Source organism: Rhizobium sp. CB3090, assembly GCF_029714285.1.
Lineage (GTDB): Bacteria > Pseudomonadota > Alphaproteobacteria > Rhizobiales > Rhizobiaceae > Rhizobium.
The window spans coordinates 1,129,921-1,148,265 of the sequence record NZ_CP121662.1 but is presented as its reverse complement, the minus strand read 5'-3'; the positions used below and the strand labels follow the sequence as shown (position 1 = coordinate 1,148,265).

17 protein-coding genes and 1 pseudogene are annotated in these 18,345 nt (G+C 58.4%); 9 read left to right on the top strand and 9 right to left on the bottom strand.

Features of this window, described 5'->3' with window-relative positions; genetic code table 11:
• Positions 1-464 precede the first annotated feature (464 nt).
• From QA646_RS05645 to QA646_RS05630, 4 genes are all read left to right on the top strand, one after another.
• Positions 465-1,169, top strand: a complete 705-nt coding sequence (locus QA646_RS05645; protein ID WP_283058054.1) for an HAD hydrolase-like protein — start codon at positions 465-467, stop codon at positions 1,167-1,169.
• On the top strand, positions 1,163-2,485 hold the full coding sequence (locus QA646_RS05640; protein ID WP_283058053.1) for a type II toxin-antitoxin system HipA family toxin: 1,323 nt from the start codon (positions 1,163-1,165) through the stop codon (positions 2,483-2,485). The genes QA646_RS05645 and QA646_RS05640 overlap by 7 nt, the downstream gene beginning before the upstream one ends.
• A 722-nt stretch (positions 2,486-3,207) precedes the next feature.
• Complete coding sequence (locus QA646_RS05635) at positions 3,208-4,170, top strand: aldo/keto reductase (RefSeq protein WP_283058052.1); 963 nt, start codon at positions 3,208-3,210, stop codon at positions 4,168-4,170.
• Positions 4,171-4,364: 194 nt separating this feature from the next.
• Positions 4,365-4,526 carry a 4Fe-4S binding protein gene (locus tag QA646_RS05630; RefSeq protein WP_283058051.1) on the top strand — a complete coding sequence of 54 codons (162 nt, stop codon included), beginning with the start codon at positions 4,365-4,367 and terminating at the stop codon, positions 4,524-4,526.
• A gap of 45 nt (positions 4,527-4,571) precedes the next feature.
• On the opposite strand, the gene QA646_RS05625 is transcribed toward QA646_RS05630, so the two are convergent.
• Positions 4,572-5,147 (bottom strand): PadR family transcriptional regulator, encoded by a 576-nt coding sequence (locus QA646_RS05625; RefSeq protein ID WP_283058050.1) that lies wholly within the window; start codon positions 5,145-5,147, stop codon positions 4,572-4,574.
• A gap of 215 nt (positions 5,148-5,362) precedes the next feature.
• Between QA646_RS05625 and QA646_RS05620 the strand changes: the two genes are divergently transcribed.
• Positions 5,363-6,292, top strand: a complete 930-nt coding sequence (locus QA646_RS05620) for an NAD(P)-dependent alcohol dehydrogenase (protein WP_283058049.1) — start codon at positions 5,363-5,365, stop codon at positions 6,290-6,292.
• A 408-nt stretch (positions 6,293-6,700) separates the two neighbouring features.
• On the opposite strand, the gene QA646_RS05615 is transcribed toward QA646_RS05620, so the two are convergent.
• The 7 genes from QA646_RS05615 to QA646_RS05585 all read right to left on the bottom strand — a co-directional run bounded on the left by QA646_RS05615 (position 6,701) and on the right by QA646_RS05585 (position 13,425).
• Complete coding sequence (locus tag QA646_RS05615; protein WP_283058047.1) at positions 6,701-7,591, bottom strand: MBL fold metallo-hydrolase; 891 nt, start codon at positions 7,589-7,591, stop codon at positions 6,701-6,703.
• A gap of 1 nt (position 7,592) precedes the next feature.
• Positions 7,593-8,801: an alpha/beta fold hydrolase gene (locus QA646_RS05610; protein WP_283058046.1), complete on the bottom strand. Its 1,209-nt coding sequence runs from the start codon at positions 8,799-8,801 to the stop codon at positions 7,593-7,595.
• Positions 8,802-8,887: 86 nt separating this feature from the next.
• Positions 8,888-9,748, bottom strand: coding sequence for an MBL fold metallo-hydrolase (locus tag QA646_RS05605; RefSeq protein ID WP_283058045.1), 861 nt, complete (start codon positions 9,746-9,748; stop codon positions 8,888-8,890).
• A 232-nt stretch (positions 9,749-9,980) separates the two neighbouring features.
• On the bottom strand, positions 9,981-10,349 hold the full coding sequence (locus QA646_RS05600) for a hypothetical protein (RefSeq protein WP_283058044.1): 369 nt from the start codon (positions 10,347-10,349) through the stop codon (positions 9,981-9,983).
• Between the two features lie 73 nt (positions 10,350-10,422).
• Positions 10,423-11,268 (bottom strand): DUF3313 domain-containing protein, encoded by an 846-nt coding sequence (locus QA646_RS05595; protein ID WP_283058043.1) that lies wholly within the window; start codon positions 11,266-11,268, stop codon positions 10,423-10,425.
• A gap of 196 nt (positions 11,269-11,464) precedes the next feature.
• The gene (locus QA646_RS05590; RefSeq protein WP_283058041.1) at positions 11,465-12,736 is read right to left on the bottom strand and encodes an ATP-binding protein; all 1,272 of its coding nucleotides are present in this window, start codon (positions 12,734-12,736) and stop codon (positions 11,465-11,467) included.
• 2 nt (positions 12,737-12,738) lie between these two features.
• Positions 12,739-13,425, bottom strand: coding sequence for a response regulator (locus QA646_RS05585; RefSeq protein WP_283058039.1), 687 nt, complete (start codon positions 13,423-13,425; stop codon positions 12,739-12,741).
• Positions 13,426-13,627: 202 nt separating this feature from the next.
• On the opposite strand from QA646_RS05585, the pseudogene QA646_RS05580 reads away from it, so the two are divergent.
• From QA646_RS05580 to QA646_RS05565, 4 genes and pseudogenes are all read left to right on the top strand, one after another.
• Positions 13,628-14,502, top strand: a pseudogene (locus QA646_RS05580) (efflux RND transporter periplasmic adaptor subunit); the annotation flags it as partial.
• Between the two features lie 126 nt (positions 14,503-14,628).
• Complete coding sequence (locus QA646_RS05575) at positions 14,629-15,555, top strand: SDR family NAD(P)-dependent oxidoreductase (protein ID WP_283058038.1); 927 nt, start codon at positions 14,629-14,631, stop codon at positions 15,553-15,555.
• A 127-nt stretch (positions 15,556-15,682) separates the two neighbouring features.
• Positions 15,683-16,629 (top strand): IS630 family transposase gene (locus QA646_RS05570; protein ID WP_283055531.1). Its coding sequence is split into 2 segments (ribosomal slippage): positions 15,683-16,031 and positions 16,031-16,629, totalling 948 coding nucleotides; the frame shifts between segments, so codons are not numbered across the junction.
• A gap of 31 nt (positions 16,630-16,660) precedes the next feature.
• On the top strand, positions 16,661-17,299 hold the full coding sequence (locus tag QA646_RS05565) for an FAD-dependent oxidoreductase (RefSeq protein WP_283058037.1): 639 nt from the start codon (positions 16,661-16,663) through the stop codon (positions 17,297-17,299).
• A 178-nt stretch (positions 17,300-17,477) separates the two neighbouring features.
• On the opposite strand, the gene QA646_RS05560 is transcribed toward QA646_RS05565, so the two are convergent.
• Positions 17,478-18,101 carry an SDR family oxidoreductase gene (locus QA646_RS05560; protein ID WP_283058036.1) on the bottom strand — a complete coding sequence of 208 codons (624 nt, stop codon included), beginning with the start codon at positions 18,099-18,101 and terminating at the stop codon, positions 17,478-17,480.
• Positions 18,102-18,345: the final 244 nt, after the last annotated feature.

Genomic DNA, 18,345 nt, shown 5'->3' with positions numbered 1-18,345 from the left:
CGCAACAGAGGCACGACATCACACCGAGGGTACGCATACGAGGAAGGACGCGGGATTGATACGCGCGCGCGGAGGTAAACTCGGTTATCCACCAGATGGCCGGCCATAGGTTCCGGATTGCGGCGCCGATGTGCCCGTACTGGTCGAAAGTGAACGAGACAAGTCCCAATTCGAGGCCGACCGCTGGATCCCGCATTAGTCTACGAGGACTACGGTCTCAGCCAATGAGTGGTGGGCCGAAAGTTTGCTCAGTGAACTTTTTCGCCGGTGCGATGGAGACCAAAGGATCCACGGACTGGCTGCCAATTTTCTAGCAGTTGATATTGGCTGATCGCCAAAACGTTAAGACTTGCAGAAACCTTGAAGGCATCCGCTTCCTACAGTGGCTTCTCTTGACCCGCTCCACGATGACCATGTTTATAGCGGGCTCTATCCTGACCCGCATGATACGAAAGCGAGACGCCGTGCCCTATGCCGCTTCGAACCTCCTCCTTGATCTCGATGGGACACTGGTTGATTCCCAACCGGGCATCCTCTCGAGCTGCCGCGCGGCGCTGCGGGTGCTCGGCCATGAAACGGACCCGGAGATGAATATCAGCTCGATCATCGGCCCGCCGATCGAGGACGTGATGCGGTATCTTCTCAGTTCTTTCGGCGATGATCGTGTCACCGAAGCGGTGGAAGCCTACAGAGCCGACTACGGAACCCGCGGCCTCCTATTAAGTGAGCTCTACCCTGGAATAAGAGAGGCGATCGTCGAGCTGCATTCTCGAGACGTCGGTCTCTTCCTGGCAACCTCCAAACGGAAAACCTTCGCAGAACGAATTCTTGAAAATCACGGCCTATTGGGTCTCTTTCAAGGGATATACGGCTCGGTGCCCGGAGCTGGCCTGGACCATAAGCCTGAGCTGTTGGCGCATATCCTGCAGGATACCGGGTTGCCCGCCAAGGACTGCCTGATGGTGGGGGATCGAAAATACGACATCGCCGGGGCTCACGCGAACCAGATGCGCGCCGTCGGCGTCCTTTGGGGTTACGGCGGCCGAGAGGAACTTGAGCTTGCCGGCGCGGATCTCCTCGTTGATGCACCGGCCGAATTGACGTCGCTAGCCGGGTCGGACGTGGCGCTCTCCCGTCGTCCGCCGCACGGTGAAGGAGGTCGATGGTGACTAAAGCGGACGCCACTGAAGCCTTTGTCTGGACATGGCTGCCGGGGGCGACGGAACCGGTGGTGGCGGGCCGCCTCGACCAGGACGGCGAGCGCCTGCTCTTCACTTATGGCGCAAGCTACCGGCGCCGCCAGAACGCCATTTCCATCTATGAACCGGAACTGCCGCTTCAGGAAGGCGTCATCGCGCCCATCGACGGTTTGTCGATGCCGAGCTGCATTCGCGACGGCTCGCCCGACGCCTGGGGGCGCCGGGTCATCATCAACAGGTTGACGGGCAAAAGACCTGACGCCGCCAGCGTGGCGGAGACAAGCGAGCTGACCTTTCTGCTCCAGTCAGGATCCGACCGGATTGGCGCGCTCGATTTTCAGGCGTCGGCCACGGAATATGTCCCGCGCCTTGCGGCGCAAGCATCGCTCGTCGAGCTCATGGAAGCGGCCGACCTCGTCGAAAAAGGCGTCCCCCTGCCCCCGGCGTTCGACCAGGCTCTCAATTACCGCACTTCGATCGGCGGTGCTCGCCCCAAGGCGCTGATCGATGACGGCACGAAGAAGTTCATCGCCAAATTCTCGGCAACCAGCGACACGTATAGCGTCGTGAAGGCCGAGTTCATCGCGATGAAGCTCGCGAGCGCCTGCGGGCTTGATGCGGCATCCGTGTCGATGACTCGTGCCGCGCAAAAGGAAGTGCTGCTTATTGAGCGCTTCGACCGTACGCACACGAAGGATGGCTGGACGAGACACGCCATGGTCTCGGCGCTGACCATGCTCGGCCTTGACGAGATGATGGCCCGCTACGCCTCCTACGAGGACTTGGCCGAACTGATCCGCCACCGTTTCACCGCCCCGAAGGACACGCTCAAGGAGCTCTACGGGCGGATCTGCTTCAACGTGCTGTGCGGCAATACCGACGATCATGCCCGCAACCATGCGGCGTTCTGGGACGGAAGGATGCTGACACTGACGCCGGCCTATGACATCTGTCCGCAAGGCCGTACCGGCAACGAAGCCACTCAGGCCATGCTGATCAAGGGCGATGTCCGCGCCAGCACGCTGGCGACCTGCCTTGCGGCCGCGCCGGACTATCACCTAAAAGAGGCGGAAGCGTCCGCGCTGATCGAACGGCAGATCAACGTCATCGCCGAACACTGGCAGGCGGTCTGCGACGAAGCGGATCTCAACCCCGTCGACCGCAAGCTGTTCGCCGGGCGCCAGTTCCTCAACAACTACGCCCTAGACGGGCTGGATGGTCACAATGTGTTGCAAGACGCATTCCGTGCCGCGCGGGATGCGCTGATCGCCGGCGAAGGCTCCTAAAAATTGCCACTGTCTCGAACTTGCCAATCTCCAGGAATCCTTGAAGGATAAGTGCCGGAAGGCATGGAAAAGCTGCCTTTTTGGGCGAACGGCAGCAGCCCAAAAATTTGATCCATTTTTTGGTTCGATCAATCCAAAAAATGGACTGCCTTGACTATATCCGGCAGTCTCGAAAGGCATCAGTCCCGCGCGGAGAAGCGGAATCTCCGTCTTCATCGGCGGTGTTCCGGTCGAAACTGGATCACGAACTCCACGACCTTCGACGAGGACATCTCGCATGATTTCAGAATCGGCCGACCGTTAGAACCAACATAAAGGTTGAAGGAGATGACGTCGGCGCCTCCAAGATCCTCCGCAAAGGGCCGCAACCGCCGAACGGTCGCGCCCCATCGTCGTCGATGAAACTTGCTCCGGGAACGCGACTCAACCTTTAGCGAAAGGTTGAAGTTCTCGATCGGAGAATGGTTCGCCATCCTGCTACACTTAAGAAGGACCCGTCTCCCAGGTTTCTTCGTGCACGTCGAAGCAAGGTCGCGAGGAAGTCGCGCCGGTCTTAGCGCAGGCGGATATAAAGCCGACAGAGTGGCTGCCATCTCGGCTTGCTTGCGGGAATTGACAATCAATTACTCCTATGAGATTAATCATGCAGGAGTTTACTTGATTAGCCAGTTCGCAGCCGACGCAGGTAGCTCCGATTAAGATCGGAATACGCGAGTGCGTACGTGGCACTGACCGTTGTCGGGGCGCCGATCAGATCAACATCACTGACGGAAACCTATTTCGTCGCTGAAAAAATTGCCGACCTTATTGGAGTAAACGCTGTGTCATCGTACAAAGTTACCGAATTTCGGATCGGTGGAGACCTACTCATCAAGCGGATGGGATTCGGCGCGATGCGCCTTGCGGCGAAAGGATTCCGCGGCCCGGCGCGCGATCCCGCTACCGGCCGCACTGTGCTGCGCCGCGCCGTCGAGCTCGGCGCCAATCTCATCGATACCGCCGCCTTCTATCATAGCGGCGACAAAACTGTTCGCGCGAACAGGCTAATTCAAGAGGCGCTTCATCCGTACCCGTCGAACCTCGTGATCGCGTCCAAAGTCGGGCACGTCTTCGACCCGGATGGTGGCCATCGGACCGCGACTGGCGTCGACATGCGCCGACTGATCGAGGAAAACCTTCAAGACCTCGGTCTGGACAGGCTAGATCTAGTCTATCTGCGCATCGGCGAAATGGCTCCACCCCACGGCGAGTCAATCGCCGAACGTTTCCAGGCTCTTGCAGCACTGCAAGAGGAAGGCCTGATCCGTCACCTCGGCCTCAGCAACATCGATGCTGACCATCTTGCCGAAGCGCGCGCGATTGCGCCGGTTGTCGCCGTGCAGAACAACTTTCATATTGCCAAACGCGGAGATATCGCGCTTGTAAAGACCTGCGAAGCCGAGAATATCGCCTTTAGCCCGTTCTTTCCCCTCGGTGGAGGAATGACGCACATCGACGACGGCCGCCTGGCGCGGATCGCCAGCCGTCATCAGGCAACAATCAACCAGATTGCGCTCGCCTGGCTGCTGGCTCTCTCACCGGTAATGATTGCCATCCCCGGCACCGGGTCCATTGCTCACCTAGAAGAAAACATGGCCGCCGCCGACATTGTTCTGAAGGAAGAAGACCTGGCCGAGCTCGCCTGATCAACGAGCTCTTTATCTCCCACGAGGAGTTCTCCAGATGGGGACTCTGGAATACCAAATTTTCTCAAAGAAAAAACTTCCCATGGAAACGGAAACCAGGGACAAACGTCGCCAGCAGCCGGGCGTCGTGCGCCCCGTGGTGATCCTATGGGATGCGAGAGGGAAAGACCGCCTGTTGGAGGTATGCCCTGTGGATGTCTTCGAGATTGTCTCGCATCTTCGCCGACACGTTCGAAGGCCAGCCGCTTTTTACCAAATTCGCCGCCACACTAAACACCGCCGCCTGCGAAGATTGCGGCCTCTGCGTTTCCGCCTGCCCCGAGCGCGCCATTCGCCTGCAACGCGCCAGCGCCTGAACTCGTGCCGCAAGCAGGTGCTCCGGCGGCTCGCTGTCTTCTTGCCTACGGCTTTTCCTTGCGCGGCCGGGGATTCAGCTCATCGGCAATGAGGTCCGGAAGAGCGGCGACGAGGTCGGCAAGATATTCCACCTCCGCCTCCATCCGGCGCTCTGTATGGCGGACCGCCCACTCCTCCGCCACTCCGATAAAGGGCATGGCTTGCTCAATCATACCCCGCCGCTCTTCGAGCAGCGCCTTCATCCTTGCAAGTCGGTCCGCCAAGAGGGTCGGAAGCTCATCCAACTTGGCTGGATCGGTGCGAGTGAGCGCGAGGTCGAACGGATCGTACTTAAACCAGATCTCCGTCAAGCCATCCCGCCTGAGGTCAGTCAAAACGCGCCTTCCTTCATCAGTGATTTCGTAAAGCTGACGAGTGGGGCGATTGCCTTCCTGCTCACGCCCTGCCTCGCGCAACAGACCCTCAGTGGCGAGCCGGTTCATGGCCCCGTAGACCGCCCCGACTGGAATGTCGGTCCAAAACGGCACACGCTTGCGCTCAGCCTCCTGCCTCAGACGATGACCGTGCATCGGGCCGAGATCGGCGAAGGAAGATAGGATGAAAAGCCTGATCGATGACATAATCTCTCTATTGCTCCTGCGAGAGTATTCTGATAGGAGTATACATGCGTTTGCGCCACATTCAAACTCGATGGAACCGCATATGCGGGTAAATCAGCTCCGACGAGTCTGAGCAATGGAGCAGTGCGTCCGTCATTTCTTTGCGGACGCCACTGCCGGGTGGAAGCGGCACAACAATAGCTAAGACCATATCGGACCGAAGAACGAGATCTAACATGAAAAGAGTACAGTATGACCGCTACGGCGGCCCGGAGAAGATGTATATCGGCAAAGCCGACCTGCCTCAGCTCGGGAGCAAGCAGGTGCGGGTCATCGTAAGTGCCGCGGCAATAAATCCTTTTGATTGGAAGCTGCGCAAAGGCGTTATGAAATTGTTCATGAGCAGGAAGTTTCCGAAAGGTATGGGAACAGATTTCGCCGGGGTCGTTGCCGCTGTCGGCAGTGATGTGAGGGACATCAGTGTCGGTGATGAAGTTTTCGGAACGATGGACTTCAAGGAATCCGGCGCCTTTGCGGAGGAGGTCGTCCTGGATTCTCATTTGGTGGCGAAAAAGCCCATACGGCTTTCGTTCCAGGAGGCGGCGTGCCTGCCAATTCCGGTAATGACTGCATGGGCCGCTGTGTTCGATAAAGCCAAAGCCTCGAAAGGATCGCGCCTTTTCATCCACGGTTGTACAGGTGCTGTAGGCGCGTCCGCCGTGCAGTTGGCGCTAGCTCGTGGAGTAAAAGTAAGCGGCGCATGCGGCACGGCTTCCGTGGAAAGTGCGAAAGCAGCCGGCGTCGATCCTGTATTTGCCTACGCCGACAAGCAACTGCAGGCTCAGAATGGAAAATTCGACGCCGTGTTCGACACGCTTGGGACGTTGGCCATTGGCGAAGGTCTCGCGATGCTCAAGAAGGACGGCGTTTTTGTCGACATCAATCCTACGCCCGGCAGGATGATGCGTGGGATGCTCTCCAGACGCTACAAGCTCGCCTTCGCGACCATGGGGATCAAGCACCTGTCGGCAATCGCGGAGCTTGCGAGCGAGGGTGCATTGCGCCCGACTATCGGCCTTGTAGTACCATTTGCCGATGCCTTATCCGCGATCGCGGCGGTCGAAACAGGAACACGAATTCCGGGCAAAGTCGTTCTGGCTTTATGAGGCATAGGGGAGAGCTTCTGAAGATCCGGCTCCTTTTTCATCACATAAAGCCGGATTTAGCTTTGGTTCTCCCATTTTCTGGAGATTCTCTTGCCTTCGCATCAGCCGCGCGTCGTGATCCGGCACCCAGACGAATGGAATTGCAGCAAGCATTCGACGCGGCGGCGGGCGCAGGCGAATCCTTCGGCAAGGCCGTCGTGCCGGATGTCGCGCACTATAGTGGCAATGCTGGATTCGTAGGTCTGCGAGAAACACCGTGCTTCATAGAGCCATTCGCGGCCAAGTCGAACAGTGCTTTGCAACAAGGGTGAATTTCATATTGCGTCCCTTGCGAAGGAGGACGCGCTCCAAGTGCCAATCGCGGATAAGCTCGATGAAAGCGTTGGGCGCCGACTTGCGCGGGGCCCTCTACCGCTCGAGGGGCGTATCCTCGAATCTCGTAAGCTGATGATAAGCGACCGAGGCGAAACTAGGTAGCCGGAGACCTCCCGCTGGTGGCGCGGTCGTATCTGCGGCCATTGCCTCCTCCACCTCATCCAGGGATTTCCCCCGCGCAATCATGGCCTTGATCTCATCATACTGTTTCTGAAACTGATCGAGCTTCTGCTGGACCTCCGATTTCGTCTGTACGTCGCCGTGCCCGGTCACGAAGGTGTCCGCAGGGAGCTTGAGCATCTCCCGCACGGTGGTCAGCCAGCCGATCGCCGAACCATGTTTCTCTTCATGTATGGTGGGAGTTGGACTGCCGCCCCAGGCGAGAATGTCACCGGAGAAAATCACCTTCTGATCCGGGAGGTAGATGACGGCGTCTCCACCAGTATGCGACGGGCCGAAGTGGAGAAGTTCAAAGCGGACACCCTCGAGGGTTAAGGATTCACTTGCCGTGAAGGTGTGGTTCGGCAGAGCGGCACTAGGCAGCGTGCCCATCAGGCCGGTAGCGTTGGCAGCCTGCATGTCCGACTTGCATTTCTCGTGAGCAATGATGGTCAGGCCTGCGGGAAACCTCGCAAGCCCCATGACATGATCGCCATCGCCATGCGTGAGGATGACATGCGTGACGGGATTTGATGTGATCCGAGCGACTTCCTCCAGAAGCCTTTTCCCTGCATCGGGGCAGACCTTGGCGTCGATGACGATAACGCCGTGACGCCCAACCACGATGCCGGAATTTCCGCCTGCACCGTCAGCCCAATAGACGTTACTCCGTAGCCTGTGAACCGCCAACGGCTCCTCGCCCCACCTCTGGATATAGCGTCGGATATCTTCGAGAGAGGGCGATTGCGGCTTATCATTTGCCATCTCAAAGCCGCTCCTCAAGCCAGTCGAACAAATATGCCGAGGCCGTGGAGTAAGCGCCGATCTGGCAATGAGCCTGTGCGGTCGAATCCGCGTCAAACAATAGGTAGTGCTTGGGGCATTTGAGAGCATCAAAGAGCCTCTGCGCCTGGCCTCTCGCGATTTCTTCCGTGCCGTCAATGACGAGTGTCTCGCATTCGATCTGCTCGACCACGGATGTGTTGTCATAGGCCAGGAGCGCTTTGAACACATCCTGCTCCCGTACACCGTGTTTCCAAGCATAATCTCTGACGAGCCACCTGAGGGAAGTGTGCTGGGCAGTCCAGGTAAACGCCTCTCGAAGAACGTCTGGCCCGTCTCCGATGAGAACTTGGCGAATGGGTGGTGGGAAGTGGTTGAGAATAGCCTCTGCCCAACTCAAGGATCCGGGGTCGGCGACACATATCTTGAGGCGTCTTTCGAAAGCTGCGGCTCGTACGGAAAGGAAGGCGCCGAAACTCAAGCCCATAAGGCCGATCCTCGACGGATCGACCCCAGGGATTTCCAGCGCGAAATCGACGACGGGTTTGACGACGTTCTCCCAGTCGGGCCGGAAATACAGATTGTTGAGCCTCAATGAGAACCCTTGGCCTGGACCATCATACACCAGGCAATGTATTCCGCGCCGGATGGCGGCATCGTAGACCCAGCACGTGTCGTCAGCCCAGGTGTCGCGACCCGGCGTGATGATGAGCAGCGGAGCGGTGTCTCCGGCAACAGGAGATCTGAAGAAATGTCCTGGAAGGAATGTACCTTCGTAAGGGATCTCGACATGCTTTCCAGGATATCCAGATAGCTCCAGGTATCGCCCATAGCACTTGGAACTGGCGCACGCATGTTCGCTGAGACGCCAATCTTCAGGATGGCTGAAGTACATCAAGGAGGCGCGCCAGTACGTCGCTGCGCGGAGGTACGTCGTGGAGGCAGTGTGTCTTCTACCGTCCCGATCGGCCGCTTCGGCCCGGCTTTGCAGACGGCGCGCTACGGCGCTCCACGCATTGATCCAGCACTCTTCATTGTTGGGTTCCAACTGCCCGATGACTTCAAAGACCTCGCCGAGGTCGGACATGCCGTACTGCATCAGGCCGAGGATATGTTTCAGCAGGGCATCCATCATCAAAGTCTCGCTGAACTTGGAGGATGTCCAATGAACCGTGTTTTGAGCGTCTGACATATTTGATTTCCTTCCTAGATGCACGATAGAGAAGTTGCGCCCCGTGAATTCCATTCGAAATCGGCCAGTGCGAAAACTCCCGATTCCTATTCTGATGCCGCATCGACATCGACAACTTGCCCCGGCCGGAAGGCCTCGAAGCAAGTCGGGATCATGCCGTGCGACGCCAGAGCCTGAGCAAGTAATCGAGGCGGCTCGTCCCAGGGCTCGTCTGTCAGCCGAAAGGTGCCCCAGTGGATGCCCAGAGCCTTGCGGGCCTCCAGCGACCGCATGATCAACACGGCTTCGGCGGGGTCGACATGTTGCGGCGCCATGAACCAGCGAGGCGCATAGGCGCCAATCGGGATCAGTGCCAGATCGGGTCGGCCGTAAGCCGCGCGCATGGTCTCGAAAATCGCACCGGTGCCATATCCGGTATCGCCGGCGAAGTAGACGAGGCCGGCAGGGGTTCTCAACATAAAGCCGCCCCACAGGGCCATTCGGCGGTCACCCAGCCCACGCGCCGACCAGTGATTGGCCGGCACGATGTCTGCGGAGACGCTGTTTGATAGGTCGAAACGGCTGCCCCAGTTGCCCGTCACGATTTTGGCTTGGGGAATGACGCGGCGGACCAGGGCATCGTTGCCCAAGGGCGTGATGATAAGAGGGGCATTACGCTCATGCAGCCTTTTCAAAGTCGGCAAGTCGAGGTGGTCATAGTGATTGTGGGAGAGCAGGACCACATCGATTGGCGGCAGATCCGCGAATGTGATGCCGGGCGCGGTGGTCCGACTTCGGCCGATACAGCCATAAGGCCCTGCCCGTTCAGACCAGACGGGATCCGTCAAGACATTCAGGCCGGCCGCCTGAATGAGTACCGTCGCGTGCCCAACCATCGTGGCGCGCAGGCCAGAAACGCGGCGCTCCGGTACGGTCGTTTCAACGTCTATGCGCTTGGGCCATGGCACTCTGCGCTCTCTCTGCCAACGGAAAACGTCGCGCACCGAGCGATCCGTTCCCGGATGTCCGGGATTCACAAAACGCACCCCGTCGAAGTTCTCGGCCGGTGAATAAGTAACGTTGCGGTTCCGTTTGCTCATGGATTGGGCTTCGCAAGAATGTTGGTCATTTGCACATTCGTCGTCGCCGTCTTGTCGGCGGCGACGACTTTGTCGGGTAGCTGGCACCAACACTTCAGAATCAATTTGCCGGGCGTGTGAGTTTCAAATCAGGCGCATCGCCGTTCCAGCCTTGTAGCCCACCGGGGATCTCACGGAATCGCAGGCACTTCGACATCATCGTGTTATTGAGGCACATCGTGTCGCCCTTGACCTTCCAACTGACAGACAGCGAAAACAACATGGGTCCCTTTATGCTTCCGGTGCCGTCCTTGTTGAGGGTGAGTTTGAAAGACCTGCCATTCGGCGCGTCGGCCGACCAGGGGGCGCCATCGGCGAGAATGGCGGCTGCCTTCTGTGGTTGCAGATAGGCCTGCTCCTGTGCGGCGAACACGTGGTCCGCAGCAAGAATTATGGCCGCTGCCGCTACGATCGTGAGATCTATCTTCATGTGGATGTCCTCTCTTCCTTGATTTGCTCGAACCGCATTGCGAACGACGCCGCGGCATATGGATTTTCTGTTGCTATTGGCGGACCGCGGCGCCCTTGTCGCTCCAGTTTGGCGGCAGGCCAAGCTGGCCGGCGACTGCGCCCGTGATGCCGGGGGCAGATCCGAACGCCTTGCAGGCGTCGTATTTCGGAGCACCGCCAAGCGAGACTCGCATCCTTTGCATCGACGGTATCGCCGGCATTCCCTTGAAAGGGTCCTTCCCCTTGACCAGCATCCGGCTGAAGTCGTTGGAGAATGCAGATGACAGGGAGTAGGCATCGCCCACGCTGGAGTATCGGGGCGTCGTTAGCATGTTTGCGCCGCGCGACCAGAGCATTGCCGCCTTCTGCGATCCGTCCTGAGCAAGCGCTTCTGCTTCGACCGATAGGCCCCCAAGGCCGACCGGTATTCGGGGAATAGGAACCGGCAGTGCTGCGGCAGTCGCGCCGAGAGATGCCACCGTAGAGCTCGCTGCCACCGTTTTATTCGTGGTAACGATGTCGGTGACGGTAGCATGGACGGTGAGATCCGCCGGTTGGTCCGAGCTGACGATCTTGAAGCGGTCGGCGAGATCGGTGCAAAGCGTCCGGTCGATGGCATTGGAGACGAGCGCCAGATCTTTGGGCTGGATCGCGCTGGCGTTGCCGATCTGCGTGGAGGTGCGCAAGATGCGCACCGTCTTCGCAGCGAGAACTGGCTGCGGATCTACCCGCAGCTTCGCTTTCGTCAGCGCGCCCCCGGACGTAGTCATACCCGTATAGGAGCCGAGCGTGCCTTTTTGTTGTAGCGGCACGTTTGCACAGGCCGAAAGCGTTGATAGCAGTATCAGACAGAGTATTGTCTGCGCGTGTGTTTGGGGTAGCTGGAAATTAAAGCCCATTTGCGAGATCTCTGAGTGGTTGTAATGACCCAGATCTAGCAGCGCGAACGTTAACTGCTGTAAAGCCAGTGTAAAGTTAGGTAAAATTTGCAGGCCGTCGCCTGGGGCAGTCGATCCCTACGTAGCCCTAAACAGACGGTATCTAGCTGCCCCGCCTGTGCGTACTAATCGATCAATTTGCGATCAGGCTTGGCCGTTAGGCGTGTTTCGCCGGCTTCCGAGGAATTTCGAGCGTAATCGCCAGGCCGCCTCCCGGCGGCAGGGAAGCATATGCGCGTCCTCCATGGCGCTCGATAGCCTGCCTGGTGATCGCAAGGCCCAAGCCGTATCCGCCTTTCGGCATCGCGTCGTTACCGCGGGAAAATGGCTGGAAGATGCGTTCGAGTTCGTCTCGCCGAACACCCTGTCCCTGATCTGTGACGCAGATCTTGAGGAGATCGGTCGTGGGCTCGCAGAGGACGGATATGTGCGAATGTTCAGCAGTATACTTGACGGCGTTGCGCAGGACGTTTTCGAGCGCCCGGTAGATCAGTTCGCCCTCGACTTCGGCCAGGAAGACGCCGTCAACATCTGGTGTGATTGAAACATCTTTGGCCTCCGCCTCGAACGCTGCATCACCGAGAATCTCGTTCATGAGCTCGATAACATCCAGTGTCTGCGTTTTCAGCGGACTGGTGGATCGAGCCGTTAACCTGGCAAGCGTCAGGACTTCACCCACCAATTCATCGAGCCGCTCGACTTCGCGGTCGATGCGGTCCAACATGGCACTAAGCTTCGCCGGGCTCTGCCGCAAAACGCCCACGACGGCCTGCAGGCGAGACAAAGGTGAGCGCAGTTCATGGGATACATCGTGGAAAAGTCTCTGCTGCGCCTCCTGAAGCTCCTGCAATCTAGCCGCCGTGGAATCGAAATCATGTGCAAGGGCGGTGACCTCGTCCTTGCGACGACCCATCTTGTCGCCGATACGAACGTCGAAGCGGCCGTGTGCAAGCGCGCTCAGGCCGTCGCGAAGATGCACGACCGGACGAACGAGGTAACGCGCCAGCGCACCCGCCGACAGCGTGCTGGCGACCAGGATGGTAAACCAGGGTATCAGTGGAGCAAGATCCTTGACGCTGAACCCCATTGGGTTCGGCACCGAAATTCGATAGCAAGCCCCCTCTCTTTCAACGGATTTCGTATCGGCGGCGCTCTTAGCCGCACACGCTGCAGCGTCGGCGACCTTTGAAATGGATAGCCCGAGCGGCAACGTCTCTTCGCTCGTGCGCACGAAGCGCGTAGCGGCGTCTTCGCCATCCTTTGCAAGTACGTTCGCGGCCAGGTTCAAGACCAGCGTCCGCCGCTCCTCTGCCATCTCTCGCTCGAAGGGAGCCGCCTGAAGAAACTTGACGATCCCGATTATGACGGCAACAGATACCGCGAGTGTGAGCCAGATGACCCTGAAAAATTTCCAGAAAAGTTGAGGCATGGTCAATCCACCAGAAGCTGATAGCCCTGGCCACGCACGGAACGTATCCAGGGCTGGCCATCGTCTCTAAGACCCAGCTTCTGACGAACGCTGCTGATATGGACGTCAATGCGGCGGTCGAACGGCGTAAGCGGCTTTCCAAAGGCTTGCTTCGAAATGTCCTGCTTCGACACGAGTTGGCCTGCGTTGCGCGCGAGAACTTCGAGCAAGGTGAATTCCATGCCGGTCAGATCCAAAGCCTTGCCACGCCACTCGGCGGTTCGTTTGGCTGGATGAATCATGAGTTGTCCTGCCTTCAAGGCATCGATCGATGTCCCCGCTGCCGGTTGGTGCGACCGGCGCAAGATGGCCCGCAACCTCGCCGCAAGTTCGCCTGGCGAGCAGGGCTTCGGTACATAATCGTCCGCACCAAGGTTCAGACCCGATATCCGGTCGACATCATCGCCTCTTGCCGTCAGCATCAGGACAGGAATTTGGCTCAGCCTCCGGATCCGTTGCAGGACCTCGATCCCGTTCATCCGGGGCATCATGATGTCGAGCACGATGATGTCAACCGTATTTCCGGCGGCCGCCGCAATGGCTACTCGGCCGTCCGTGTCCGTCGCGACATCATATCCTTCCTCGGCCAGATATTCCTGCAATAGCGTTGTCAATTCGACATCATCGTCAATGAGAAGAACCTTGGTCATTCACTTCGCCCGTCATCTGTATGCGTGCTCCATACAATATAAACCGGCGCACGAAACCAACTTTTACCTAACTTTACACTGGCTTGACCGTACTTAACATTCGGCCGGCTACTGGTAAGCATGGTGGCATGACCCGCGCGGCGGGAATAAGTCATGCCCTGTCGGAAACCCCACAAGGGACGCGCCGTTGAAAAAGTGGCTTATGACGTTCGCCGCCGTATTCGTTGCGGCTGCACTTCTTTACACCTTCCTCAACCCGATGATGGAACAGGCCGCCGCACCAGCGCTGTCCATCTCGCTGACTTCTCCAGCGCAGCGGGATTGCGCGGAAACCGTTCCGGCAAGCGGCTGGCTGAAACCATGGCAGGAAGCGATCATCACCTCCGAGACGAGCGGCCGGATCACCGAGGTGCTGGTCGACGTCGGATCCGTAGTCACCAAGGGACAGACGCTGGTTCGACTCTCCCAGGACAGCGTACTGGCGGACATTCGCAAGCAGGAGGCGGCTGTCGTGAGCGCCAAGGCAAATCTGGCGAAAGCGAAAGCCAATGCGGACCGGGCGCAGCAGTTTCGCGCGTCTGGCGCCTTTTCCGATGAAAGGATCGCCGAATATCTCGAAGACGAGCAGATCGCGATCGCAAACCTTGCATCGGAAGAGGCTGCACTCGGCAGCGAAAAGGTCAAGCTCACCCAGACGACCATCACGGCCGTCGATGACGGCCTGATAACCTCCCGCACCGCCGAACTCGGCGCCGCCGTCTCGGGTGGTGCGGAACTCTTCCGTCTGGTCCGCCAGCAGCGCATCGAATGGCAAGCAGAAGTTCCGGCACGTGACCTACCGCGCATCTCGGAAGGATTGAGCGCCGAGATCAACGGGCCGGATGACCGGCCAATTCAAGGCAAGGTGAGGCTTGTCGGACCTTCGGTCAGCGCGGATACCCAGGCAATCGTCTATGTCGCGTTTCCGCCCGATGTTCATCCACGTGCCGGTCTTTACGTCACGGGCCACGTCAAACTTCAGACGACTCCAGAATCGCCGTTCCCGAGATCGCAGTCATGTTCCGGGACGGGATAAGCAACCGTGCATTACTCCAAATGGCACCCCTGACATGATGCCGCGTTGCGATGCGCCATCATAGGCCGGGTTTGAGCCTCGATCGTCACTCGCCAGAACAAAGACCAATCAAAACAGGATAATCAGCCATGAACCAAACCAAGTCAGAGCGTGTAGTCGTCATGACCGGAGTGACAGCCGGGCTTGGCGCGCATGCACTCCAGGACATCGCCTCTCATCCAAATACGCGCGTCATCATCGGTGCACGGGGAAGCGGACGAACGGTGCCACCCCGCGTGGAGGTCATCCCGCTCGATCTCGCTTCGCTCGCTAGTGTCCGCCAATTTGCAGAGACCGTAACATGGCGGCTTGCCGGTACCCCTATCGACATACTGGTCCTTAACGCCGGCATGCAAACCTCGACCAACAAGGGGCGGAGTGTCGACGGCTACGAATTGACATTCGCAGTCAATCACCTCGCTCATTATTTGCTGGCCAGGCTCCTACTGCCGTCCCTGGCCGAGCATGGTCGCATCGTCATTACCACGAGCGAAACGCATGATCCCGCTGTCACACCAATCGCCCCAAAGACACTCGAGCCACATTGGCTCGCGTATCCAGACAAGAGTGGCATAGGCTCGGGAATACGAGCCTATGCAGCGTCCAAGCTATGCAACCTGCTGACGGCGCAGTCCTTCGCCGCCTTGGACGAGGTCAAGGCCCGTCAGATCACCGTGATCGCCTTCAGTCCCGGCCTGACCGGCGGCACATCGCTGGGCCGTGACAGTCCGCGTCTGATGCGCGCGTTCGTCATGCTCCTCATGCATACCGTCTTCCGTGTCGTCGGTTTCTTCCGTCCCGAATACGTCATCGGTACGCCCGAACGTTCGGGCGAAGCACTAGCCGAAGTCTCTCTCGGGGAAGTCACCCCGCCGCGGGGCCGGATTTACGTCTCCCTGGTCAAGGGCGAACTGACCTTTCCCACCCCCTCCGAACTAGCGCAAAGCCGAGACGCCCAGATCAGGTTGTGGCGCGAAAGCGCGACCATGGTAGGTCTCGATGATCGGGCGAGCTAGGGCAAATAGGTGCTCTGGGTGAACACAAGACGGATGGCTAGAGCGCTTCCCTGACTGATTGAATCGAATTGCTTTTCAAATCACTTGCATTCTGATTCAACCTATCTGCCGATGGAGGTCGGCAGATATGTCGAAAGCCCTTTCCGTTGATCTTCGCATACGTGTGCTTGCCGCCGTCGATGGCGGAGCATCTCATAGGGAGGCAGCCGAGCGTTTTGGTGTGAGCGCAGCCAGCGTGAGCCGTTGGCGTAACCTGCAAATTCGGCATGGAAACGTTCGTCCCGGTCCGCTTGGTGGCGACCGCAGTTCCCATAAGATTGAAGCTCATGCCGATCTGATAATGGCTTGGCTTGCAGAGCACCGGGATGGGACGCTATTTGAGCTTCGTGACGCTCTTGCGGCCCAAGGCATCATCGCGAGCAAGTCGGCCCTGCACCGGTTTCTCGTTCGGCACAACCAGACGCGCAAAAAAAGACTGGCCATGCGGTAGAGCAGAGCCGTCCGGACATCCTGGAAAAGCGGCAAGCCTGGTTCGAGGACCAACTCGATCTCGACCCGGAGCGGCTTGTGTTCATCGACGAGACCTGGACGGCAACCAATATGGCCCGCACTCATGGACGATGCCGCAAGGGTGAGCGGTTGCGAATGGGGTTTCCGCATGGTCACCGCAAGACAACCACACTGGTTGCAGGCCTACGCAGCACGGGAATAGTGGCACCGCTTGTCATCGACGGGCCGATCAACGGTGAGTGGTTCGAAGCCTATGTCGCTCAGGTCCTGCTTCCAACCTTGAAGCCGGGTGATGTCGTCATTCTCGATAATCTATCCAGCCACAAACGACCGGCGGCGCGAGAGATGATCGAAGCGGCAGGTGCGACCATGATGTTCCTTCCGCCCTACAGCCCGGACTTCAATCCCATAGAAAAGGCCTTCTCCAAGCTGAAGGCACTCCTGCGAAAAGCTGCCGAGAGAACCGTAACCGGTCTATGGGATCGCATCGGCAAGCTGATTGGGCGGGTCGACCCACAAGAGGCCCGAAACTACTTCAACTCATGTGGATACGATCCAGCATGAATGGGAAACGCTCTAGAAAACAAGAAACCAGATGAAAATAACCTTCACAAAAAAAGTTCACGAATACGACGACGTCTATTCGTTTTTCTTCGATGCGGCCGACGTGAGCTATAAGGCGGGCCAATATACCCATCTGAGGGTCGGCGCTCGGTTCGACTTCCTGGGCTCGATCCGCGAGATGTCCTTTGCTTCAGCTCCTGGAGATTCAGAGCTGATGTTCAGCATGCACGTAGGATCCAATAGCAAATTCAAGGAAAAGATGAGCGCGCTCCAGCCCGGCGATACAATCGGCCTATTTGGGACAGGCGCGCATGTCGAACTGCCCGAACGGGGAACCGGAAGCTTGGTTTTCATAGCGGGCGGTGTTGGGATGACACCGTTCCGCTCGATGATCCTGGCGGCTCACAAGACAGGCAATCATCAGATGACGCTGATCCAGGTACAGCGAGGCGATTTCCTCTATCGCAAGGAATTGGAGCCACTTGTCTCCGACTACACCGCAGTCCGACCGGAGGCATTCGCGGATACAGTCAAGAACGTAGCGGAAGGCCGCAACGATAGTGCTATTTTCTACGTATGCGGATCGAAAAGGCTCATTGCATCTGTCGTCAAGACCCTGAACCGCGCGGGTATTGAGAAGGACAGGATACAAATAGAAAGCTACAAATAGGCATCGATTGCGAAGGATTTGCACGAGATGACCGGCAACGGAAGGCAGGATAACGCCGGGGTGCTGGCGACGCATCAAATTGGCGGTTTGACGCGGCCCGTTATGTCGGACAGGCGCGTCCAGCCCACGGATGAAGGTGCCTTTGCGGCAGCCTTCAGCGCTGTATTTTCCAAATGCCTCAATAGATCAGCAGCGGCGTTTTACCGATGAACTGCGGCGACTTGGCTTGCGAGAGCATGAAACCGGCGACGTCGGCGCGAGAGATCCTGCCGCCGTGGATACCACGCAAATCGGTCAGCGCACGATAGCGGCCCATACGGGGGCCATTCGTCAAGAAACCAGGCCGGACGATGATCCAGCGGGCGACTTTGCTCTTGATGATGCGTTCCTGGCGATCCTTGTCGGCGTATATTCTGCGAAGGACAATCGGCAGGAAGACACGGTCGTAAAGCCAGCTTCCGTGCCCTTTGCTGTCGCCGGCGCCCATGCCAGTGACGGCGATGAGCAATTGTTCCCGCTTGAGAGCTTTCGCAAGGTTTTCCGCGCAGCGGGAGAACATGCTTATCGTTTTCGTTACATTCGCAGTGCCCAGGCAATCACAGACGACCTCTTGTCCCGCGACCACCCGCGCGATAGCGTCGGGATCCTGAGCATCTCCTGCGATGACGCGCAAGCGCGGGTGGGTAATTGGCAGGCGATCTGGCACACGGGCGAGCGCCGTAACTTCATGGCCGTCCGCCAGCGCCACTTGAGCCATAGCCAAACCAATGCCACGCGTTGCGCCAATGATTGCGATTTTCATGGAACATCTCCTGAGCTCGGATGGTCGGAGCGCCGATTGCTATGGGTTGGGATCGCGATAACCATCGGCCACTGACGCGCAGATCCTGGTGCAAGGGCGCAGTGAGTCATGTCGCCTGACGCTCCCATCGGCCGTGATACAGCACAAACGCGAGCGCTCCACCCAACTTTACCTAACTTAACACTAGCTTGACCGTACTTAACGTTCGGCGGGTTATTCATGGGCATGGCGGCATCGGTCGCGC